The organism is Nocardioides aequoreus, assembly GCF_000720335.1.
GTDB lineage: Bacteria > Actinomycetota > Actinomycetes > Propionibacteriales > Nocardioidaceae > Marmoricola > Marmoricola aequoreus.
In genome coordinates this window covers 402,035-424,203 of sequence record NZ_JOJN01000002.1, presented here as the reverse complement: position 1 = coordinate 424,203, position 22,169 = coordinate 402,035, and the positions used below count along the sequence as shown (strand labels likewise).

Here is a 22,169-nt window from a genome sequence, read left to right as displayed (position 1 = left end):
GCTGCCGAGCATGGCAGCGACGCCCCCGGGCCGCCCTCCACTCCGGTCTCCACGCCGTCGTCGCCAGCGCAGCGTCCGGGTCTCGGTCGCGCTCTCCCTGCTCGGCAGCGCCACCGTGCTGGTCCTGCTCAGCCTGCCGACGCGCTCGCCGCTGTGGCTGAGCCTGGCGTCGGTCACCTCCATGGTGCTGTCGTGGGCGGCGCTGCGGATGATGTGGTCGGAGGTGGCGCAGTCGCGCCGCGAGAGCGCCGCCGACCGCGCGGCCGCCGCCGTCGCCTACCGCGACCTCTTCGCCACCCGGGCCGCCGAGCACGCGGAGTTCACGACCGCGATGACCGAGCGGCTCGCGCAGGCGACCCTCTCGCAGCGCTACCTCGAGGGTCAGGTGGCCAGGCAGTGCGCCCGCGCCGAGGCCGCCGAGGCCGAGCTGACCCAGGCCCGGGAGCAGGCGCGGCGCGACGAGGTCGGTGGCCGGCGCGACCCCGACGTCGTCGACCTGACCGAGTGGGACGCCGAGGGTCGCCCCTCGGGGTCGCGCGCGCTGCGCCAGGCGTAGGCCCGCCGCTCGCCGCTGGTCACCCCTCGATCAGCAGCCGGACCCGCTCCTGCGGCGAGGCCCCGGGCACGTCCAGGTCGCGGCTCCACACGTGGTTGCGGCACACCATCGAGAGCCGCAGGTACGCCGCCCCGGCGGGGAGCGCCGCGGTGAGCGACGCCGCCGCGACCTCGCCCGTCAGGGTGACCCGGGAGTCGTCGCGTTGCGCCTGCAGCGGCACCTCGACGTGGTGCTCGCTGTCCTCGCCCACGGCCAGGAGCCGCCACCGGGCCTCGTCGAGCACCTGCGGCCGCTTGGCCCGCACGTCGACGGCGACCTCCACCTCGACCCGACCACGCTCCCGCACGGTGAGCTCGCCGGTGGTGAGGGCGTCGTGGTCGCGCCCCCAGCGGCGTCGCAGCCGCAGCCCCGTCAGCTGCGCCTCGACCCGGGAGAGGTCGACCCGGCGCCGCTTGGTGCGCTGCGCCAGGCGCAGCACCTCGACCCAGTCGTCCTCGAAGCGCTGCACGCTGGTGGCGGTGGCCAGGCGGGCGGCCTCGCCGAGCCGGCGTGCCTCGTCGGCGTCGGTGAGCAGCCGCAGCACCGCGGCGGCCATCGCGTCGACGTCGCCGTGGGGGACGAGCAGGCCGTCGCTCCCGTCGGTCACCTGCTCGCGGGGGCCGTACTTGATGTCGTAGGCGACGACCGGGCAGCCGTGGCTCATCGCCTCCTGGATGCTCATGTTCCAGGTCTCCGACTCGCTGGTCATCAGCGCGGCCGCGGCCGTCCAGAGGTGCTCCTTGGCCGCCGGGTCGTGGCCGTGCAGCGTCACGTGGCGCTCCAGGCCGCGCTCCGCGACGGCCCGCTCCAGCAGCTCGCGCTCGGGGCCCTCGCCGTAGACGTCGAGGTGCACCTGGGGCACGCGAGCCCGGACCCGGTCGACCACGGCGACGGCGTCGAGCAGCCCCTTGCCCGGCATCAGCCGGCACACGGTGATCAGGCGGTGCGGGTCGCGCGGGACGGGTGGCGGCTCGGTCGGCGCGTCGACCGCGTTGGGCGCCACGGCCAGCTGCGGTGCCTCGCCGTAGCGCAGGGCGAGGTCGTCGAGCTGCCGTCGCGTCTGGACCACGAGGGCGTCCATCGCGGGCAGCTGCCGCAGCACCGCCCGGCTGTCGCGGACCAGCCGTGAGGTCCAGGCGTACGGCGGCGCCACGTGCACGCCGTGCAGGACGAAGACGGTGTGCACGTGCGGGGCGCGCAGCGGCAGCAGGTGCATGCCCAGCGACCGGGAGTCGATGAAGAGGAAGGTGGGGTCGCCGGCGGTGACCTCCAGGACCCACCGCCGCACCCACGACGCGTAGCTGTCGAAGGTGCCGCGCGGCTCGCCGTCACGACCGACCCGCTCCAGGCTGCGCGGCCAGGTGCGGGAGAAGCGGTAGGCGAAGCGCGGCACCCGCAGGTACGGCGTCCCGTCGGCGCGGAGGTACTCGTGGACCACGGTGCCCCCCTCGGGGCTCCCGTCGGGCTCGGTGTGCACGTGGCGCCACGGACTGCCGTCGGGGCGCAGCTCGGTCTCGCGTCGCATCGTCGGCGTGAGCAGCGGCGTCGCCGGCTCCTCGACGGGGTGCTCCCCCCAGCCGGTCGTCGCGTGCGCGTCGTACAGGTTGGTCACGGGTGTCCCGGGCAGCAGCAGGCCGCTCTCGCGGAGGTCGTCGAGTCGCTGCGACCAGGAGGGTCGCGGGTTGAAGGTCAGCACCTCGGGACGCAGCCCGAAGCGCTCGGCGAGCAGCCGGTTGCGCACCAGGGTGGCGCGGGTCTGGCCGCCGTAGTCGACCCCGACGTCGAGCGGGGTCGAGAGGTAGCGACCCGGCGGCATCCGCTCGTCGCTCATCGCGTGGCATTGAATCATCGCCCTGACCCGTACCCCGTCACGGCGCGCTGTCTGGCAGGATCGGTCCGGTCGAGCGCAGGGGAGCGGGGTCGGTGGTCGTGCGGGTACCAGGTCCACGTGCGCCGGTGCGCGCCTTCCGCCGCCTGCAGGAGCGGATCCAGCAGCAGCAGCAGAGGATCGCGCGACTCGAGACCGAGCTCGGCCGGCTGACCGCGCAGGTCGACGCGCTGGAGCGGATGCTCGCCGAGCGCTCGGGTCGCCCCTGACCCGTGCCCCGTGGCGCGGCCGCGCACGGCCCGACGCCCGGCTAGGGGATCACGATCGTCGCGCGCACCAGGTTGTGGTCGGAGGGGAAGGTGCCCTTGCCGCGCAGCCGGCGCTTGTCGATCCAGGCGACGGTGGCGTACTCGGTGATGGTGAGCCGGTTGGAGGCGAAGATCCAGTCGATGACGTTGCCCTGCTTGCGCTTGTCGCGGTAGTAGCTCCAGGTCTTGACGTCCTTGCGGTAGCCGCTGAAGGAGTTGAGCCAGCCGTTGACGACGCGCTTGGCGCGGGGCTTGCCCGGGTTCTGCTGGAAGCGCTGGTTCAGCGCGTCGGACATCCCGAACTTCCGGGTCAGCGGCAGGGTGCGCTTGGCCCAGGTGGAGAACTTGGTGGTGTTGTAGTCGCCCACCGAGATCACCGGCAGGCTGCCGCGGTTGGCGCCCACCCACTCCAGCAGCTGGCGCCACTGCTTGGGACGGTTGGCCTTGGAGTTGGGGTCGAGGTGGGTGTTGGTGAAGAGGAACTGCGACCCCGTCGCCCGGACCTGGAAGACCGCCCACTCCAGGTAGCGGTCGTAGCCGCCGCGGGTCTGGTCGCGGTACTTCACCGAGCCCTTGCGCACGACTGCGAGACGGTCGGCGTTGTAGACGATCCGGTTGGACAGGGCGCTGCCGTGGTTGCGGTAGTCGCAGTTGGTGCCGCTCCAGGCCCGCTCGCAGTTGTAGGCCTCCGCGGTCGTCAGGCGGTAGTCGCCCGTGCCCTTGCGCCGCAGGCCGTTGAGGACGTCCTCGTACTGCGTCGACCCGGTGACGAGCTTGCGACGGTGCACGGTGCTCGGGTTGGCCTCCTGCAGGCCGATCACGTCGAGCCGGCTGTCGGAGATCCGGTTGACGACGCCGTCGCGCCGGACCGCCCAGGTGCGGTGGGAGCCACGGGCCGACTTGTCGGTCTGCACGCCACCGATGTTGAAGCTGCCGACGCGCAGCGAGGTCGCCGCGGCGGCCTCGGCGCGGTCGCCGGTGGTCGCGGCCGGCGCCAGGATGCCGGCGAGCGACAGGCTGAGGGACGTGGCGAGGACGATGAGTCCACGGTGACGCATGGGGTGAACCTCCAGGTAGGTATGTCCGATTATGCGCAATTTCGGACCACCGCGGGTCGGAATCCCAGGAACTGGACGCCGCGTCCCGCGCGCACCTCCTGGGTGGGCGGGCCTCCGCGGGGCGCGGGCGTCGCTCCCGACCCCGGCCCGTCGGCGCACTAGCATCGGGCCGGGGTCGGACGTACGTCGTCCGCGGGTCCCGGGAGGGTGGCATGGCGCAACCGATCGATCGTGCCCGTCGCGCCGTCGGTGCGGTGCGGCGGCGGCTGCCGGGCGGGACCGCGACGTCCGGCAGGTCTGCCGACGGGAGCACCGACGGCGCCACCGAGGCCGAGCTCCGCACCCGGCTGCGGGCGGCACGGCGCCGGCTGGCCAAGCAGCAGGCGCGCAGCGAGCGGCTGCGCGAGGAGCTGGTGGCCACCCGCGACTCGCTGCGCGACCCCTTCCCCGAGCTCGAGGTGCCCGACCGGGTCGAGCAGGTCATCGCCTCGGTGCGCGCCCAGGGGCTCTCCTACCTCAAGGCGCCCGACCTGCGGATGCTGGCGCGGGTGGTGGCCGAGTCCGACCTCAGTGGCCGCGAGGGGGCGGTGCTGGAGTGCGGCACCGCCCGCGGCGGCTCGGCCATCGTGATGGCGGCCGCGAAGGGGCCGACGCGGCCGATGCGGGTCTACGACGTCTTCGGGATGATCCCGCCGCCCTCCGAGCGCGACGGCGAGGACGTCGCGCGCCGCTACGCCGCGATCCAGTCCGGCGCCGCGCGAGGCACCGGGGGCGAGACCTACTACGGCTACCGCGACGACCTGCTCGGCGAGGTGACGCGCTCCTTCGTCGAGCACGGCGTGGCGCCCGAGGAGCACCGGGTCGAGCTGGTGCAGGGTCTCTTCGAGGACACCGTGCAGGTCGACGGCCCGGTCGCGCTGGCCCACCTCGACGGCGACTGGTACGAGTCGACGATGGTGTGCCTCGAGCGGATCTCGCCGCACCTGGTGCCCGGCGGCCGGCTGGTCATCGACGACTACTACTTCTGGTCGGGCTGCCGCACCGCGGTCGACGAGTACTTCGCGGGCCGGGAGGGCTACCGGCTCGAGCGCCGCGCGCGGCTGCACGTCGTACGCCTCTGACCACGCGCGACCCCGGTCGTCGCCGCCACCCGCCTCGAGGAGAGCCATGAAGAGACTGCCGCGCCGGCTGGCGCACGCCTACCTGCCCGAGGGCGCCAAGCGCCGGCTGCGTGCCTCGCGCGACGCCGTACGCCGCCGCACCGGCACCGAGGCACCCGCGGCGCCCACGCCGTCCGCCGCTCCCGCCGCGCGCCGCCGCAAGCGCCCGGCGTCCGTGCTGGAGTCGGTGCGGCAGGGGCGCCCGCTCGTGGCGGGCCTGGTGACGGAGACCCGGGCGCTGCTGCGTGGCGGCGACCGGGCCGCGGCCCAGGCGCTCGCCGCCTCGCTGGCCGAGCACGACGAGACCGCCACCCTGGGGTCGCTGTGCAGCGGCCTGGTGGCCGCCCACGGCGGGCACCGGGCCCTGGCCTGGCACCACCTGCGCGACCTGCCCCGGGAGCTCTGGTCGCGCTACGCGCTGCGCGAGTTCGTGCGCTGCGGCCTCGACCACGAGCCCGAGCGGGCGCTGGCGGAGGTGCGCGGGCTGCTCGACGGCCCGGCGTCACTGGGTCCGCAGCGCTGGATGGAGCTGCTGGAGGCGGTCTTCGGCCACGGCGACCTCGAGCTCGCGACCGAGCTCTTCGCCGCGCTCGACGACGCGATCGCGGCCGGCGACGACGTCGACGACAGGCTGCTGGTCACGCGCGACTGGGTGCACCGCTGGATCTCGCGTCGCCACGACCAGCCCGCGGCGCCGCGCACCGCCGACGTCAGCCTGGCCGTCGTCGACTACGACCACCCCGGCCGCCACCGGGCCTCGGCCAACATCGGCGACCACGTGCAGACGCTGGCCTCCATGGGCCACCTGGTCCGCCACGCCGACCTGCGCCTGACCGGCCCGCAGGACCTCGTCGAGCTCGCCGAGCAGCTGCGCTCCCGCGTGCCCGAGCACCGCCGCCTGCACGGCGCCGACGCCACCGTGCAGCTGCTCACGATCAACCGCGACGCCAGCGAGTACGACGAGGTGCCGGAGGGCACCTTCGTGCTCGCCTTCGGGTGGTACATGCACGCGGTCTTCGGGCGCCGCTACGGCCTGCCGATGCACCGCAACCTGCACCCGATCTTCGTCTCCTTCCACTGCAACAAGCGCGACCTGCTCACCCCCGAGGCGATCGAGTGGATGCGTGCCCACGGGCCCGTGGGCTGCCGCGACTGGACCACCGTCGACATCCTGCTCTCCGTCGACGTGCCCGCCTTCTTCTCCGGGTGCCTCACCACGACCGTCGACACGGTCTTCCCCGAGCTGCCCGACGCCTTCCCTCCCGCGGCGCCGATCGCGTACGTCGACTCGCCCGCCGAGGCGGAGGCGGCCGGGCCGGACGCCGTGCAGTACCGCCACAGCTCCGACGAGGTCCGCTTCCGCTCCTTCACCGGCAACATGCAGCACGCGATCGACCTGCTCGAGACCTACCGCCGCGACCACCGCGCGGTGGTGACCTCGCGGCTGCACTGCTACCTGCCGATGCGCTCCCTCGGCGCGCAGGTCGACTTCCGTCCCAAGAACCTCTCCGACATCCGCTTCGCCGGGCTCGGTGGCATCGACGACGAGGCCTTCGCGGCCATCCGCGACGGGATGAACGAGCGGCTCGCCCAGGTCTACGGCTGGATCCTGGCCGGCGAGCCCGCCGAGACCGTCTACGCCCGGTGGCGCGAGCTCTGCGCCCCCGACGTCGCAGCCGCCATGGCTCGGCGCGAGGCACCTCCCGCCGCGCTGCCCCCGGTCGACCTCTCCTCGGAGGTCGCGCTCGCACGCTCACGCACGACGTACCACCCCGGTGCGCCGGGCCCGGACGGCGACGCGGTGCGCCACGTGGCGCTCCGGGTCGACCGGCGCCGGGTCCGGGTGGTGCAGGTGGCGCTCGCCGCGCTCACCTCGCGCGCCTCCCGGCCGTTGCACGTGTGGCTGCTCGACGTCACCGGCAGCCATACGCTGGAGACGCTGGCGCCGCACGCCCACGGGCACGCCGTGAGCCTGGTCCCCGTGCGCGGGCTCGGCGCCGGGCTGCGCTCGGGCGACCTCGAGGCCCGCGAGCGGGCGCAGCAGCAGCTCGAGCTGCTGGTGCTGCCCGAGCTGCTGCCCGACGTCGATCGGATCGTGGTGCTGCCGCTCGACGCGGTGGCGCTCGACGACGCGACCTCCCTGACCGACCTCGACCTGGGTGGCGCGGTGCTGGCCGCCAGCGCCGTGCCCGAGGGGCGCGCGGCCAGCGGCTTCGGCGTCGTGCACGCGGCCGGCGACCGCCTGGGGGAGCGCACCACGACGGCGGTCGAGCTGCGGCGGGTGGCCCACGCCTGGCACCGCTTCGACTTCGCCGCCTTCGACCTCGACGTCGCCGTGCTCGACCTCGCCGGCTGGCGCGAGCGTGCGACCGGAGCGCGGGCCCTCGGCCTGCTCGCGGCCTACGACCTCTCGCCCCGCGAGGCGCTGCACGTGCTGCTGGGGCCGGCGCACGCCGTGGTCCCGGCGCGCTGGCACGTGGTGCCGGGCCGCACCCACCACGAGGACCCGGCGCTGCTGCACTGGCTCGACGAGGGCAAGCCGTGGCTGGCGGACCACGCCCCGGGCCAGGCGGCCTGGCACGCGGTGGCCGCCGGCCTCAGCGGGTCGCCGGCGCCCGGCGCGTGAGCACCCACGCGTCGTCGTCGTCGTAGCCGGTCTCCAGGCCGCCCGCGGCGCCCTGCTCGCGGCGCAGCTCGGAGGACCACGCGACGTTGCGCCACGTCACGAAGAGCCGCAGCCGCACCCGCTCGACGTCGTCGTCCGGCGGCGGTACCCCGTCTGCGGCCCCGTCGGCGGCCCCGTCGACCGCGACGGCGTCGCGGACCTCCGGGGTCTCCGGGGTCTCGGAGGACTCCGCGGTCTCCGGCGAGACGAGCACCTCCTCGGGGGTCTCGGGCTCGCCGCCGTCGAGGAGCTGCGCCAGGGTCACGTCGGCCGCCAGCTGCACGCCGCCGTCCTTGCCCGGTCGTGACCGCACCCGCACCGGCACCGTCAGGCGGCGGCCCGACACCGCGTGGACCGCGGCGAGCTCGACCTGCAGCTCCCCGGGCGACGGGGTGCCGTCGGGCGCGCCCCGGAGGTGCAGCTCGCCGCGGAAGCGGAGCCGCTCCTGCGGTCGCCGCCGTGAGGACCACACCGCGCGGCGGCCGCGGCCCACGCGCAGGCGGCGTACGTCGAGCCGGGCGTGCTGCAGCGCGACCCGGCGGGGGCGCGAGCGCACCACAGCGTCGACGACGGCGGCCCAGTCGGCCAGGAAGCGGTCCTGGTCGTGCTGGCGGGCCTTCTCCAGCGCGGCCGCGCTCATCTGCCGCACCAGCTCCGGCTGCCGCAGCAGGCCGACGACGCGCTGCGCCATCGCCTCGACGTCGCCCGCCGCGACGAGGTAGCCGTCGACGCCGTCGGTGATCTGCTCGCGGGGGCCGTACTTGATGTCGTAGCTGACCACCGGGCAGCCGTGGCTCATGCTCTCGAGCGTGGCGAGCGGGTAGCCCTCGAAGCGGCTGGTCATCAAGAAGGCCGAGGAGCGCCACAGGTGCTCGCGCGCGCGAGGGTCGTGACCGCGCAGCGTCACGCGGTCGGCGAGGCCCAGGCGGCGGGCGAGCCGCTCGAGGGCCTCGTGCTGGTAGCCGCTGCCGTAGACGTCGAGGCGCGCGTCCGGCACCTCGCGCGTCACCAGGGCCATCGCCCGGATCGCCTCGCCCAGGTGCTTCTGGGCGGTCAGTCGCGCCACCACGGTCACCTGCCGCGGGTCACGCTCGACGTCGGCGGCCGGCTCGGGCACCTCGACCGGGTTGGGGACGACGTAGGTGTTCGTGGCGTGCCCCCGTGCCATCTCGATGTCCTCGCGCTGGCGCTCGGTGAGGGTCACCAGGGCGTCGAGGTCGTCGGCGCGGTCCATCATCCGCTGGAAGGACTCGTTGAGGGGGCGGTCCCAGCGCCGGTCGCCGGTGACGTGGATGTTGTGCAGCAGGTAGAGCACGTGCACGTGACGGGCCCGGAAGGGCACCACGTGGGGCACCATGTGGCGCGAGTCGAGCATCACGAAGGTCCGCTCGCCCTCCGAGAGCTCCTGCACCCAGCGGCGGTACCACTGGCCGCGGTCGCGGTAGCCACCGACGACCTGGCCGTCGCGGGAGACCCGGAGCAGCCCGCGCCCGAAGGTGCGGGGGTCGTGCCAGTCGAGCTCGGCCACGCGCAGGTACGTCGTGCCGTCGGCCCGCAGGTAGTCCCACCGCGAGCTGCCGTCCTCGAGCTGGTAGTGCCGCCGCCAGGGCTCCCCGTCGCGGAAGCTCTCCTCGGCCACCGTGAACCGGCTCAGGTCGGGCAGCGCGCGCGGTGACGAGACCTCGGGCCAGTCGCGCTCGCGGTAGTGCTCGAAGATGTTGAGCAGCGGGACCTCGGGGGTCAGCATGCCGCGCTCGAGCAGCAGCTCGCGGCGCCGGTCGAGGTCGTCGTGGGGCGTGACGGTCAGCACCCGGGCATCGGCGCCGGCCGCCGCGAAGAGACGGTTGCGCATCAGGGTCGCGCGCGTCTGGCCGCCGGCGTCGGGGTCGACGCCGGGCGCGAGCGAGAAGTAGCGGCCGGAGGCGAGCGGGTTGTGCGACACGGGGGTCCTCGGCGGGGTGCGCGGGTGGGCTGTCCAGATCCTAGGGCCGCCCGTCGCGCGGGGGACGAGCCGCGCTCAGGAGACGGCGCGCTCGAGGAAGTCGCGGTCGCGGTCGAGGTCGACGGTGAAGGCAGAGTTGAAGGCGGCGCTGGACCACTCGCGGGGACGACGTGGGATGTCGGCGGGGCAGTAGACCGTGTGGACCTCGTGGCCGAGCGCGCTGGAGATCAGGAACTCGTTCTGCGCGGTGTAGGACTCCGAGCTGATCAGCACCACGCGGATCGGCTGGGTGGTGAAGATCAGGTTGAACAGCGCGCTGCCGGCGTACCCCGCGACGATCTCGGCGCCGCGGAAGAGCGCGGCCTGCTCGGCCATCGTGTAGTCCTCGGTGAAGACCACGGTGAAGCCGCGCTCGCGGAACCACGCCTCGACCTCCGCCCCGTTGTGGCACACCCGGCGCTGGCCCTTGAAGGCGCCGGGGGAGGTGTGCACCGTGCGGCGGGAGCAGAAGAGCCGCCGCGGCCGGTCGCCGTCGGGGGCCTTCGCGGCCAGGCGCTCGCTGAGCCCGGCCCACTCCCCGACGATGCGCGGGTGCACGTAGCGGGGGTTGTCGAAGAGCGGCGTGGCGCCGATCAGCCGCTCGGGCCGCACCGGCGAGTCGATGAGCTCGATCCGGTCGGCCGGGATGCCCGCGGCGGCGAAGAGCTCGAGCTCGAAGGCGGCCAGCGACGTGCGCCCCGCGTTGACGCCGACCAGGGCCTTGACGTCGGGGTCGCGGCGTTGCGCCTCCTCCCAGCCCCAGAAGCGGGAGACCTGCTCGGTCATGGCGTGCCCGAAGTGACCGCGGAACTCCGAGTCGAGGTAGTAGTAGGTGCCGGGCAGGCGCTCGGGGTCCTTCACGGGGGTCGCCGGCCGGCCCCAGTCGGGGGCGAGGTCGACGACGTAGCGGTTGATCAGCCGCTGCCTGGTCAGGTGGCGGTAGGTGTCGGGCAGCAGCACCCCGCGAGCGCCGACGACCTGGCCCGGCGCGCAGAAGGGGCCGTCGTACTCGCGCAGCGTCGGGGCCGGTGCCTCGGGGTTGGGCTCGAAGCGGTCGGAGCGGTGCGACTCGTTCTCCAGGATCCGCGCCAGGCGCGGTACCGGCGCGGCGTCCTCGCGCAGCAGCACCCGGCCACGCCGGCCCTCGCCGGCGTCGAGCCAGGCGTCGGCGCGGGCCTCGTCGAGCTTGGCCAGCGAGCGGCGGCGCTTGCGCACGGCGAGGTAGCCGGGACGGTCCTCCACCGAGGCGATGCTGTCGGCGAGGTGGGTGCGGTCGGAGCGGCTGGTGCCGCGGTGGGGGTGCGACAGCTCGCCGACCTCGTCCTGCTGCTGGATCTCCAGCAGCCGGGCGACCGTCTGCCGCAGCGTGCGGCCACGTCGGGGGCCGGGACGGTCGGCGGCCTCGGGCGAGACGAGGTAGAGGCCCTGCAGGCCCAGGGCGAAGAGGCTCGCGCCCAGCGCCTCGACGGGCTGGCCGTCGTGGGCACCGGTCTCGAGGACCACCTCGATGGCACCGTGCACCGCGAGCCGGTCGTGCCAGTCCTCGGTCCCCGGGTCGAAGGTGGTGACGTCGATGCTCGGCGCGGCGTCGGCCAGGGCGCGCTCGACCCGGGAGTCCCGCGCGAGCACCGCGACCCGCGTGCGCCGGCGACCCTCGACGACCTGGGCGAGCCGGTGCCCGAGGTCGTCACCGCGTCGTCGTCTGCTCCGCCCGCCCGTGGCCTCGGCGAGGCGGCACCCGAGGCAGTCGCCCCGACCCACGAGGTGTCGCACCGCGGTGCGGACCGCCTCGACGCGGGGACGCAGGCCGCTCATCGAGCACCTCGCCGGATCTCCGCGGGGTGTCGTGACATCGGGGCACCTCTCGGGCTGGGGCGACGGAGACGACGGAGCCGCAGCAACCTACCAGCCACGACGGTGCCTCCGGACGGCCTGGTCGCCCGCCTCGGGACCGCGACGCCCTCGCTACAGTGGCGCCGTCGTGTCGTCTGTCCGAAAGAGGCGCCTGCTCGTGGAGCTTCGTGCGTTCACACGGCGGCTGCCGCCCGGGGCCAAGCGGGTCGTGCGGGCCCTGCGTCGTCGACGCCAGGCGATCGGGCAGCCGCTCCTCAGCGTCGTCGTGCCGGTGCACGACGCCGAGCTGACGCTCGAGCGGTGCGTGGAGAGCCTGGTGGTGCAGTCGTGGCCCCGCAAGGAGATCCTGCTCGTGGTGCACGAGCAGGACGCCGCGTCGCTCGCGCTCGCCACCGACGTGGCCAAGGGGCGCCGGGCCGTCCGGGTCGTGCGCGGTGGCACGGGCTCGGTGGGCTCCGCGCGCAACGCGGGCGAGCGCGCGGCCAAGGGCGCCTACCTGGCCTTCTGCGACGCCGACGACTCGGTGCCGCCCGTGGCCTACCAGCGGCTGCTGCAGAGCCTGGAGGCCTCGGGCTCCGACGTCGCGGTCGGCGGCCTGACCGTCGAGGAGCGTGGTCGCCTGCTGCGACCCTCGTGGCTCTCCTCCACCAACCCCGGCGTACGCCGTGGGGCGTCCGGCGCCGAGGTGCCCGACGTGCTGGCCCACCCCTACCTCGGGGCCCGGCTCTTCCGGCGGTCGTCGTGGCGCCACGCCGGCCTGCGCTTCGCGGAGGGCACCGCCTTCCCCGACCACGTGCTGCTCGCGCAGGTGGCGCTCGCGCCGTGGCGCGTCGACGTGCTGCCCTCGACGGTCTACCACGCCCGCCAGCGGCACGACCGCGGCTCGATGACGCAGCGCTCGCTGCGCGACACCGACCTGGCGATGGACCGTCTCGACCGGCTGCGCGACGCCGTGGCCCTGCTCGACGGCCGGCCCGACGCGCGGCGGGCGCTGCTGCGCGGGGCGCTGATCACGGTCGTGGCCGACCTGGTCCGCTACGCGCTGGTCTACGGCCCGCCGTCGTGGGACCGCGTCAGCCCCGCGGTCTCGGCGCTCCTCGCGGACGCCGACGACGACACCTGGGCCGACGTGCCGGTGGTCGAGCGGATGCTCGCCTGGCTCTGCGCGCACGAGGACATGGAGACCACCGGGGCCTTCCAGGCCTACGCCCACGCCAACCGCACCGGGCTGCACTACGAGCTGGTCGACGGCGTCCCGGTGGTGCGACCCGACGAGCTGGCCGTGCTGGGTCCGCACCCGGAGCACCTGCTGGAGATCTCCCGCCACGAGCTGCGCTACCGCACCCGGCTGGAGGCGCTGCGCTGGGAGAGCGACACCCGCCTGACGATCCGGGGCACCGCCTTCACCGAGTACCTCACGGCCGCCGACCCGGGAGCGGTGACCCGCGTCGTCCTCGAGGACGAGGTCACGGGGGAGCGGTGGCCGCTGCCCACCGAGCCCCACACCGACGAGACGGCCAACCTGTGGGCCGGTCGTGCCCACGAGGACCTCGCGTCGGCGGGCTTCGTCGCCACGGTCGACCTCGACGCGCTGCCGCCGCGCCACGGCCCCGAGCGCGTCTACCGCGTCCTCGTCGAGCACGAGACGGCCGGCAGCTCCTGGGTGGCGGGGCTGCAGAGCCGGCTGCTCGACGGGTCCGCGGGCCAGCTGCACACCGGCGGGGTCGACGGCGCGGTGCTGCGCTTCACCTGGGAGGCCCACGAGGGCCTGCAGGTGCGGCACTCCGGCGGCCGTCTCGACCGGCGCCGGCGCGAGATCGACCCCAACGCCCTGGCCACGGTGCTCGACCTCGAGGTGCTCGACGACGCGGTGGTGCTCACCCTCGACGCGCCCTCGCCCGTCGAGCTGGCGCTGCGCTCGCCCCGGGCCCACCTCGACTGGGTGCCTGCCGAGCGTGGGCACGACGGCGTCGTCCGCGCCCGCCTCCCGCTGCGCAGCGACGAGTGGGGGCAGGGCGCCACCGAGCTGCCCCAGGACCGCTACGTCGTCGACGTGCGGCCGGTCGGCAACCCCCGCCGCACCGTCACCATCTCCAGCTCGCTCTCGCTGTGGCAGCGGATGCCCGTGCGCCTCACGGTGGGCACCTCGACGGTGATCCCCGAGGTCACCGTGGGCCGCGGCTTCCGGATGCGGGTGCAGCCCGCCGAGTGGCGCACGGACCAGTCGGCCAACGCCCGCGCCACGCTGCGCGAGGTCGACTACCCCAGGATGCGCGAGCTGCCGCTGCTCGACGTCGCGATGTTCGAGACCTTCGGCGGCCGCGCCGGCGGCGACCAGCCCGGGCCGCTCGCCGAGGAGCTGCACCGCCGGCACCCCGACCTCGACCTCGCCTTCGTCGTCGTCGACCGCTCGGTGCAGGTGCCCGCGTGCGCCCGGAAGGTGGTGCGGCTCTCGCGCGAGCACCTCGAGCTGCTGGCCCGGGCCCGCTACCTGGTCGTGAACTCCAACCAGCCGCCCTTCTTCGTGCGGCGCGAGGGCCAGGCCGTGGTGCAGACCTGGCACGGCAGCCCGCTCAAGCGCATCGGGCACGACCGCATCCACAACGACATCGACAACTGGTACCACCGCCGCAACCTCGTCGAGGCCGTGAAGCAGTGGGACTTCCTGGTCGCCCAGAGCCCCTTCTGCTCCGTCCGGCTGCGCGAGGCCTTCCACTTCACCGGCACCATGCTCGACGTCGGCTACCCCCGCAACGACGTGCTCCGCTCGCCCGACCGCGCGGAGCGGGCCGCGGAGGTACGCCGCCGGCTCGGCATCGGGGCCGACGTGCCCGTGGTGCTCTACGCCCCGACGTGGCGCGAGACCCGCCGCACGGGTGCCGTCTACGACAAGGTCCTCTACCTCGACCCGCCCACGGTCGCGCGCGAGCTCGACGCCGTGGTGCTGGTGCGCGGGCACTACCACTCCATCCAGGCCGCGGAGAAGCGCGACCCGGACCGCCGGGTCATCGACGTGACGCGCTACCCCGACATCGCCGACCTCTACCTCGCGGCCGACGCGATGGTCACCGACTACTCCTCGGCCTTCTTCGACTTCGCCGCCACCGACAAGCCGATGGCGTTCCTGGCGCCCGACCTCGCGGAGTACCGCGACGACAACCGCGGCTTCTACCTCGACTACCACGAGACCGTGCCGGGGCCGGAGTGCCAGACCACCGCCGAGGTCGTCGAGGTGCTGCGCACCGCGCTGGCCGATCCGTCGTACGACGCGGAGCGACGCGCACGCTTCCGCGAGACCTACGCCCCCTGGGACGACGGCGGCGCCTCCGCGCGCGTGGTCGACGCCCTGCTCGAGGCCTTCCCGCGCCTGTGAGGGGCCGGCCGCGCCGCCGCCACGTGTCGCGCGTCACGTTCCCTGGGTGCGGGTCGACGGGGCGGCGTACGCTTCAGGAGCACGTCATCGAGTAGTCCGGTACCCCTCGGGGACCGGAACGAAGGAGATGAGCGAGATGGCCCGCATCGGGGTCGTCGGCGCCGGCCGTGTCGGTGCCGTCCTGTCCGCAGCGCTGCGCGCCGCGGGTCACGAGGTCGTGGCCGCGGCGGGCGAGTCGGCGGCGTCGCGCGAGCGGATCGCGGCGCTGCTCCCGGGGGTGCCCGTCGGCAAGCCCACCGACGTGGCCCGGGCCTGCGACCTGCTGCTGCTGACCGTGCCCGACGACATGCTCGACAACGTCGCCACGACGCTGGTGGGCGCCGGCGCGATCCGGCCCGGCCAGGTCGTGGTGCACACGTCGGGTCGTCACGGGCTCGCTGCGCTCCACGCCGTGGCGGAGCTGGGGGCGCGACCGGTGGCGCTGCACCCGGCCATGACCTTCACCGGCACCTCGGTCGACCTGCCCCGGTTGCCCGGCTGCGTCTTCGGCATGACCGCCGGCGACGGCGAGCGCGAGCTCGCCGAGTCGCTGGTCGCCGACCTGGGCGGGGTGGTGATGTGGGTGGCCGAGGAGCGCCGGGCGCTCTACCACGCCGGTCTCGCGCACGGCGCCAACCACCTGGTCACGCTGGTCAGCCAGGCGATGGACCTGCTGGCCGCCGCCGGCGCCGACGACCCCGCCGCCACGCTGCGGCCGCTGCTCACCGCGGCGCTCGACAACGCGCTCGAGCGCGGCAACGACGCGCTCACCGGCCCGATCGTGCGCGGCGACGTCCGCACCGTGCAGGCGCACCTGCGCGACCTGGTGGAGACCTCGCCCGCCACGGTGCCGTCGTACGTCGCGATGGCCCGGGCCACTGCCGACCGGGCGATGCTCGACGGCCGGCTGCTGCCGATCCGGGCCTCGCGCATCGCGGGCCTGCTCGACGAGGCGCTGCGCGCGGTGGGCCAGGACGCCCGCGCGCACCACCCCTCCCGGTGACCGCGCCGCTGGTGGTGGGCTCCCGCGCGGAGCTCGACGCCACCCTCCCCGGGGGCCGGCTGCTGGTGCCGACCATGGGGGCCCTGCACGAGGGCCACGCGTCGCTGCTGCGCCTGGCCCGCGCCCACGGCGACGGCCCGCTGGTGGCGTCGGTCTTCGTCAACCCGATGCAGTTCGCGCCGGGGGAGGACCTCGAGCGCTACCCGCGGACCTTCGAGGCCGACCTCGCGCTGTGCGCCCGGGAGGGCGTCGACGTGGTCTTCGCGCCCGACGTCGAGGAGGTCTACCCCGGCGGCGACCCCCAGGTCACCGTCGACCCCGGGCCGCTCGGGGCCGAGCTCGAGGGCGCCAGCCGGCCCACGCACTTCCGCGGCGTCCTGACCGTGGTCGCGAAGCTCCTCGGGCTGGTGCGCCCGGAGGTCGCCGTCTTCGGCGAGAAGGACTACCAGCAGCTGACCCTGGTGCGCCGCATGGTCGACGACCTGTGCCTCGGCGTCCGGGTCGCGGGTGCCCCCACGGTGCGGGACCCCGACGGTCTGGCGCTCTCCAGCCGCAACCGCTACCTCTCCCCCCGCGAGCGGGAGCAGGCGCTGGCCCTGTCGCGGGCGCTCGACGCCGCGCGGCGTACCGGAGCGGTGGAGGCGGCCGAGAAGGTGCTGGCCGACGCCGACGGCGTGGCGGTCGACTACCTCGCCCTGCGCGGCCCCGACCTGGGGCCGGCGCCGGTCGCCGGGCCCGCCCGGCTGCTCGTGGCCGCGCGCGTCGGCACCACCCGGCTGATCGACAACGTCGCCCTCGACCTCGGCGCCGGCTCCGAGGGTCCATGACCCTGCTCTGTGCCGACGTCGGCAACTCCCACACGGTGCTCGGCCTGCTCGACCGCGGGGAGGTCCTGGCGCACTGGCGCGTGGCCTCCGACGAGCGACGTACGGCCGACGAGTGGGCGATCGTGGTGCGCTCGCTGCTGCGGGAGACCTCGCTCGAGCACGCCCTCTCCGGGGTGGCGCTGTGCGCCACCGTGCCGGCGGTGCTGCACGAGTGGCGCGACATGCTCGACCGCAGTTTCGCCGGCCTGCCCCAGGTGATCGTCGAGCCCGGCGTGCGCACCGGGATCCGGCTGCGCACCGACAACCCGCGCGAGGTCGGCGCCGACCGCATCGTCAACTCCCTCGCCGCGGCCGAGCTCTACGGCGGTCCGGCGATCGTGGTCGACTTCGGCACCGCCACCACCTTCGACGTGGTCGACGCCCGGGGCGACTACGTCGGCGGCGCCATCGCCCCCGGCATCGACATCAGCCTCGAGGCGCTCGGGCGGCGGGGCGCGCAGCTGCGCAAGGTCGAGCTGATGCGGCCCCGCAGCGTCATCGCCAAGAACACCGTGGAGGCCCTCCAGTCGGGCATGGTCTTCGGCTTCGCCAGCCAGGTCGACGGCCTCGTCGAGCGGATGACGGCCGAGCTCGGCGTCGCACCCGGCGACGTCCACGTCATCGCCACCGGCGGCCTGGCCCCCGTCGTCGTCGACGAGTGCCGCACCCTGACGCACCACCAGCCCTGGCTGACCCTACTCGGCCTGGAGCTGGTCTTCGACCGCAACGTGGAGTGACGGCCGCCGCCTCCGCGCTTTCCGCGGGGAAAGACCCCCGCGCCCGCGTTTCCGCGCCGAAGGCACCCGACACGCCGACGTACGACGATCCGATCGCGCGGAAACCGTCGTCGAGGTGCTTTCCCCGCGGAAAGCGCGCGCGCCGTGCTCCGCCGTACGCCGCGTCAGTGCGCCTGGGCGTCCTTGGAGCGGCGGGGCACCAGGTGCATCACCACGACGACGACGGCGCCGAGCACCGCGCCGAGCACCGCGGAGAAGAAGGTGTTGGTGAGCCAGCCAAGCAGGCCGCCGAGCGCCCCGGTGGCGTCGGCCACGGCGACCTCGAGGTGGTGCACGACGTCGTAGACCGCGTGCACGCCCAGCTCGTCGAGGCCGACGAGCCAGATGTGGCCGCCGACCCAGAGCATCGCGGCGATCCCGACCGTGCTCAGCACCGACAGGACGACCGGCATCGCCTTGACCAGGCCGGTGCCGAGGCGCTGCAGGCCGGCCGACTGCCCACCCGCGAGCCGCAGGCCGAAGTCGTCCATCCGGATGATCAGCGCGACGGCCCCGTAGACCAGCACCGTGATGCCGATGGCGACGACGACCAGGATGGCCGCCCGCGACCAGAAGCTCTCGGCGGCGACCTCGTTGAGCGCGATCACCATGATCTCCGCGGAGAGGATGAAGTCGGTGCGCACGGCGCCCGCCACCACCTGGCCCTCGTCCTCCGGTCCGCGGTCGGTCGCGGGCTTCTCGGGGGCGCTGTGGCCCGACAGCTTCTCCCAGACCTTCTCCGCCCCCTCGTAGCTGAGGTAGAGGCCGCCGAGCAGCAGCAGCGGCGTCAGCAGCCACGGCAGGAACTCGCTGAGGAGCAGCACCGCCGGCAGGATGAAGACCAGCTTGTTGCGCATCGAGCCCTTGGCAATGCGCCCGATCACGGCGAGCTCGCGGTTGGGGTTGAGCCCCTGGACGTAGCGCGGCGTCACGGCGGCGTCGTCGACGACGACTCCCGCCGCCTTCGCGCTGGCGCGCCCCGCCGCGGCGGCCACGTCGTCGACCGACGCGGCGGTCATGCGGGCCAGGGCCGCGACGTCGTCGAGGAGGGCGGCCAGGCCGCCGCTCATCGGAGGATCTCGCGCGGGCAGGTAGCGGACGTCACGGCAGAAGCGTAGTCATACGCTTGCCCGCATGGCCGACGCTCCCGCTCCTCCTGCCGACGACCGGACCGCCGCCGACGACCTTCCCGAGCAGGTGCAGGTACGCCGCGAGAAGCGCCAGCGGCTGCTCGACGAGGGCGTGGCGCCGTACCCGATCGCGGTGGAGCGCAGCCACACCATCCGGCAGCTGCGCGAGGCCCACGACCCGGCGCTGGAGTCGGGGGAGCTCGCGCCCGACACCCGCACCGGCGAGCACGTCGCCATCACCGGCCGCGTCATGTTCCAGCGCAACACCGGCAAGCTCTGCTTCGCCCGGCTGCGCGAGGGCGACGGCTCGGAGGTGCAGGTGATGCTCAGCCTGGCCGACGTCGGCGAGGAGCGGCTGGCGGCGTACAAGCAGCTCGTCGACATCGGCGACCTGCTCGCGGTGCGCGGCGAGGTGATCACCAGCCGTCGGGGCGAGCTGAGCGTGGCCGCGACCGAGTGGGAGCTGGCCGCCAAGACGCTGCGCCCGCTGCCCAACGAGCACCGGCCGCTCTCCGACGAGGCCCGCATCCGGCTGCGCTACGTCGACATGATGCTGCGCCCCGAGCCGCGCGACCTGGTGCGCGCCAAGGCCGCGGTGCTCAAGAGCCTGCGGGCCACCCTCGACGACCAGGGCTACGTCGAGGTCGAGACCCCGATCCTCCAGCTCACCAACGGCGGGGCGGCCGCGCGCCCCTTCCGCACCCACCTCAACGCCCTCGACCAGGAGATGCTGCTGCGCATCGCCCTCGAGCTCGACCTCAAGCGCGCCATGATCGGCGGCGTCGACCGCGTCTACGAGATCGGCCGGACCTTCCGCAACGAGGGGCTCGACTCCACGCACGCCGCGGAGTTCTCGATGCTCGAGGCCTACCAGGCCTACGGCGACCAGTTCACGATGATGCAGCTGGCCCGCGACCTGGTGCTCGGGGCGGCGGGCGCCCTCGGCCGCACCTCCTTCACCGCCCGCGACGGCTCCGAGGTCGACCTGACCCAGCCCTGGCGCCAGGCGCCGATCTTCGAGCTGGTCTCGGAGGCGCTCGGCGAGCAGGTCGACGTCGCGACCCCGGTGGAGGTGCTGCGCAAGCACGCCGAGGCGCACGACGTCGAGCTGCAGCCGGGGTGGGGGCCCGAGGAGGTGCTGGTCGAGCTCTACGAGCAGCTCGTCGAGGACCACCTGCTCAGCCCCACCTTCGTCATGGACTACCCCAGCAAGGTCAAGCCGCTGGCCAAGGCCCACCGCAGCAAGCCGGGGCTCAACGAGGCCTTCGACCTGATCATCAACGGCGTCGAGCTGGGCGCGGCGTACTCCGAGCTCAACGACCCGGTGGTGCAGCGCGAGCGGCTCACCGAGCAGTCGCTGCTGGCGGCCGCCGGCGACCCCGAGGCGATGGAGCTCGACGAGGTCTTCCTGCGGGCGATGGAATTCGGGATGCCCCCCGCCGGTGGCATCGGGATCGGCGTCGACCGGCTCATCATGCTGCTCACCGGGGCGAGCATCCGCGAGACGATCCTGTTTCCGCTGCTGCGCCCGGAATGATTCACGAATGCGCCGACAAATAGGTGACCAATGCCATTGTCGGTGGAGGCTCATTCCACATAGTGGTCTGTTAGTGTCCGAGTCGTAAACGTTATTCGGAACTCCAGACAGTGGGTTTGATCTCCATGGCGCAGAAGGTGCACATCGTGCTGGTCGACGACCTCGACGAGACCGAGGCCGACGAGACGGTGAGCTTCGGGCTCGACGGCAAGGACTACGTGATCGACCTCAGCGAGGCCAACGCCGCCAAGCTGCGCGAGGCGCTCGCCCCGTGGGTCGCGCACGCCCGTCCGGTGAGCGGCGGGCGCAGTCGCGGCCGTCGCAACGGCGCCAAGGCGGCCGCGGGCGGTCCCGCCCCGGCCGAGATCCGTGCCTGGGCGCGCGACAACGGCTTCGACGTGCCCGAGCGCGGCCGGGTCTCCCAAGAGGTCCGCGACGCCTACGCCGCCGCGCACTGACGCAGCGCCCGACGCCCGGGGTGGCCGGGGTGGCCCGGGTTCAGGGCCCGAGCGGCGACCCCTAGGCTCGCGAGCATGAGCTCGCGCACCGTCTTCGACGTCGACGACGAGGGCGTCAACCCCTACCAGCTGCTCACGGCACTGGTGGTGCCACGACCCATCGCCTGGGTCTCCACCCTCGACGCCCAGGGCCGCGGCAACCTCGCGCCGCACTCGTTCTTCAGCGTCGCCAGCCACCGCCCGCCCACGGTCATGTTCACCTCCGTGGGGCGCAAGGACACCCTCGACAACGTCGAGGCGACCGGCGAGTTCGTGGTCAGCCTGGCCACCGAGCGGCTGCTCGACCAGGTCAACGACTCCAGCGCCCCCTTCGAGGCGGGCGACGACGAGGCGGCGGCCCTCGGGCTCGCGATGGCACCGTCGGTGACGGTGGCGCCGCCCCGGGTGCGCGACTCGCCCGCGTCCCTGGAGTGCCGCCTCGACCGCGTCGTCGAGGTGGGCGCCTCCTGGGTGGTCCTGGGCCGGGTGACCGCGATCGGGGTCGACGACGACGTGCTGGTCGACGGTCACCCGGAGATCTCGCTGCTGCGGCCGCTCTCCCGGCTCGGCCGCAACGAGTGGGGTCGCCCGCCCGAGGTCTTCGAGCTCGACCGTCCCGCCAGCCCGGACGACGTGCGCTGAGCCCCACGGGGCACCCAGGGGCGTGACCCCCGATGCCCCGCCGCTGGCCGGCCGTGCCGTCATGGACCAGGTCTGGTCGGACCTGGTCTTCCTGCACTGGCGCGTCGACCCCGCCCGGGTCGAGCGCTGGATGCCGGCCGGTGCCCGGCCCGACGTGCACGACGGCAGCAGCTGGGTCGGCCTGATCGGCTTCGAGATGCGGCGCGCGGGCTTCGGGCGCGACCGGCCGGTGCCGTACCTCGGCGACTTCGCCGAGATCAACGTGCGCCTCTACTCCGTCGACGACCAGGGGGGTGGCGCGGCGTCGTCTTCGCCAGCCTGGAGACCGAGCGTGCGCTGCTCGCCGCCGTCGCCGACCCTCTGGGCGTGCGCTACCGCTGGGCACGCATCCGGATGGAGCGCCTGGCGGAGGGCACCGGTCGGATCCGGTACGCCGCCCGGCGCCGCCAGCCTCCGGCGCGGGGCGCCCGCACCGACTTCGCCGTGCGACCCCTCGACACGGTGGCCGACGACCCGCTCAGCCGCTTCCTGACCGACCGCTTCGGCATGCACCACGCGCTGGGGCGACGTCCGGTCTGGGTGCCCAACACCCACCCGCGCTGGCCCCTGCGCCACGCCGAGCTGCTGCACTGCCACGACGAGCTGGTGGCTGCGGCGGGCCTGGCCGGGATCGCGGACCGGGCACCGGACCACGTGCTGTGGTCGCCCGGCGTCCGCACCCAGTTCGGCGCGCCGCGGCTCACCGAGCGCGAGGGACCGCACGGCGCGTCCCCGACGCGTTCGCCCACAGCGGACTGAGTCTCGGGCCGGAACACGTAGGCTGGGCTCCGGGTTGGATCCGTCGCGAGGACGCTGCG

The 22,169-nt window shown here is 74.4% G+C and carries 17 protein-coding genes and 1 pseudogene; 13 read left to right on the top strand and 5 right to left on the bottom strand.

What is annotated here, in order from left to right; genetic code table 11:
• Positions 1–10 precede the first annotated feature (10 nt).
• On the top strand, positions 11–556 hold the full coding sequence (locus tag IG63_RS21305) for a hypothetical protein (protein WP_157210017.1): 546 nt from the start codon (positions 11–13) through the stop codon (positions 554–556).
• 19 nt (positions 557–575) lie between these two features.
• Here IG63_RS21305 and IG63_RS21300 read toward each other — a convergent pair whose 3' ends face one another.
• Complete coding sequence (locus tag IG63_RS21300; protein ID WP_051706138.1) at positions 576–2,426, bottom strand: glycosyltransferase; 1,851 nt, start codon at positions 2,424–2,426, stop codon at positions 576–578.
• Between the two features lie 125 nt (positions 2,427–2,551).
• On the opposite strand from IG63_RS21300, the gene IG63_RS22540 reads away from it, so the two are divergent.
• On the top strand, positions 2,552–2,692 hold the full coding sequence (locus IG63_RS22540; protein WP_157210016.1) for a hypothetical protein: 141 nt from the start codon (positions 2,552–2,554) through the stop codon (positions 2,690–2,692).
• 41 nt (positions 2,693–2,733) lie between these two features.
• Here the strand turns inward: IG63_RS22540 and IG63_RS0104545 are convergent, their stop codons facing one another.
• A complete protein-coding gene (locus IG63_RS0104545) occupies positions 2,734–3,789 on the bottom strand; it encodes an endonuclease/exonuclease/phosphatase family protein (protein ID WP_030483196.1) in 1,056 nt (351 codons plus the stop codon).
• 212 nt (positions 3,790–4,001) lie between these two features.
• Here IG63_RS0104545 and IG63_RS0104540 point away from each other — a divergent pair, with 212 nt between their 5' ends.
• On the top strand, positions 4,002–4,910 hold the full coding sequence (locus IG63_RS0104540; protein ID WP_084596609.1) for a TylF/MycF/NovP-related O-methyltransferase: 909 nt from the start codon (positions 4,002–4,004) through the stop codon (positions 4,908–4,910).
• Positions 4,911–4,956: 46 nt separating this feature from the next.
• Positions 4,957–7,575 carry a glycosyltransferase gene (locus IG63_RS0104535; RefSeq protein WP_030483194.1) on the top strand — a complete coding sequence of 873 codons (2,619 nt, stop codon included), beginning with the start codon at positions 4,957–4,959 and terminating at the stop codon, positions 7,573–7,575.
• On the opposite strand, the gene IG63_RS0104530 is transcribed toward IG63_RS0104535, so the two are convergent.
• Positions 7,547–9,556, bottom strand: a complete 2,010-nt coding sequence (locus IG63_RS0104530) for a glycosyltransferase (RefSeq protein ID WP_030483193.1) — start codon at positions 9,554–9,556, stop codon at positions 7,547–7,549. The genes IG63_RS0104535 and IG63_RS0104530 overlap by 29 nt on opposite strands.
• A 75-nt stretch (positions 9,557–9,631) precedes the next feature.
• The gene (locus IG63_RS0104525; protein WP_030483192.1) at positions 9,632–11,410 is read right to left on the bottom strand and encodes a glycosyltransferase family 61 protein; all 1,779 of its coding nucleotides are present in this window, start codon (positions 11,408–11,410) and stop codon (positions 9,632–9,634) included.
• Positions 11,411–11,606: 196 nt separating this feature from the next.
• Between IG63_RS0104525 and IG63_RS21295 the strand changes: the two genes are divergently transcribed.
• The 4 genes from IG63_RS21295 to IG63_RS0104505 all read left to right on the top strand — a co-directional run bounded on the left by IG63_RS21295 (position 11,607) and on the right by IG63_RS0104505 (position 17,467).
• Complete coding sequence (locus IG63_RS21295) at positions 11,607–14,822, top strand: bifunctional glycosyltransferase/CDP-glycerol:glycerophosphate glycerophosphotransferase (protein WP_051706137.1); 3,216 nt, start codon at positions 11,607–11,609, stop codon at positions 14,820–14,822.
• A gap of 127 nt (positions 14,823–14,949) precedes the next feature.
• Entirely contained in the window at positions 14,950–15,864 is a 915-nt protein-coding gene (locus tag IG63_RS0104515) for a Rossmann-like and DUF2520 domain-containing protein (RefSeq protein WP_051706136.1), read from the top strand.
• Positions 15,861–16,691, top strand: coding sequence for a pantoate--beta-alanine ligase (gene panC / locus IG63_RS0104510; protein WP_030483189.1), 831 nt, complete (start codon positions 15,861–15,863; stop codon positions 16,689–16,691). The genes IG63_RS0104515 and panC overlap by 4 nt, the downstream gene beginning before the upstream one ends.
• The gene (locus IG63_RS0104505; RefSeq protein WP_030483188.1) at positions 16,688–17,467 is read left to right on the top strand and encodes a type III pantothenate kinase; all 780 of its coding nucleotides are present in this window, start codon (positions 16,688–16,690) and stop codon (positions 17,465–17,467) included. Before panC ends, IG63_RS0104505 begins: the two co-directional genes overlap by 4 nt.
• 164 nt (positions 17,468–17,631) lie before the next feature.
• Here IG63_RS0104505 and IG63_RS0104500 read toward each other — a convergent pair whose 3' ends face one another.
• On the bottom strand, positions 17,632–18,576 hold the full coding sequence (locus IG63_RS0104500; RefSeq protein WP_030483187.1) for a DUF808 domain-containing protein: 945 nt from the start codon (positions 18,574–18,576) through the stop codon (positions 17,632–17,634).
• 64 nt (positions 18,577–18,640) lie between these two features.
• On the opposite strand from IG63_RS0104500, the gene lysS reads away from it, so the two are divergent.
• The 5 genes and pseudogenes from lysS to IG63_RS23900 all read left to right on the top strand — a co-directional run bounded on the left by lysS (position 18,641) and on the right by IG63_RS23900 (position 22,110).
• Positions 18,641–20,173, top strand: a complete 1,533-nt coding sequence (gene lysS / locus IG63_RS0104495; RefSeq protein WP_030483186.1) for a lysine--tRNA ligase — start codon at positions 18,641–18,643, stop codon at positions 20,171–20,173.
• A gap of 125 nt (positions 20,174–20,298) precedes the next feature.
• A complete protein-coding gene (locus IG63_RS0104490) occupies positions 20,299–20,631 on the top strand; it encodes a histone-like nucleoid-structuring protein Lsr2 (protein WP_030483185.1) in 333 nt (110 codons plus the stop codon).
• Between the two features lie 75 nt (positions 20,632–20,706).
• Complete coding sequence (locus IG63_RS0104485) at positions 20,707–21,312, top strand: flavin reductase family protein (protein ID WP_030483184.1); 606 nt, start codon at positions 20,707–20,709, stop codon at positions 21,310–21,312.
• A gap of 61 nt (positions 21,313–21,373) precedes the next feature.
• Positions 21,374–21,544, top strand: a pseudogene (locus tag IG63_RS23950) (DUF2071 domain-containing protein); the annotation flags it as partial.
• Positions 21,484–22,110 (top strand): DUF2071 domain-containing protein, encoded by a 627-nt coding sequence (locus IG63_RS23900; RefSeq protein ID WP_425411771.1) that lies wholly within the window; start codon positions 21,484–21,486, stop codon positions 22,108–22,110. The pseudogene IG63_RS23950 and the gene IG63_RS23900, both read left to right, overlap by 61 nt.
• Positions 22,111–22,169: the final 59 nt, after the last annotated feature.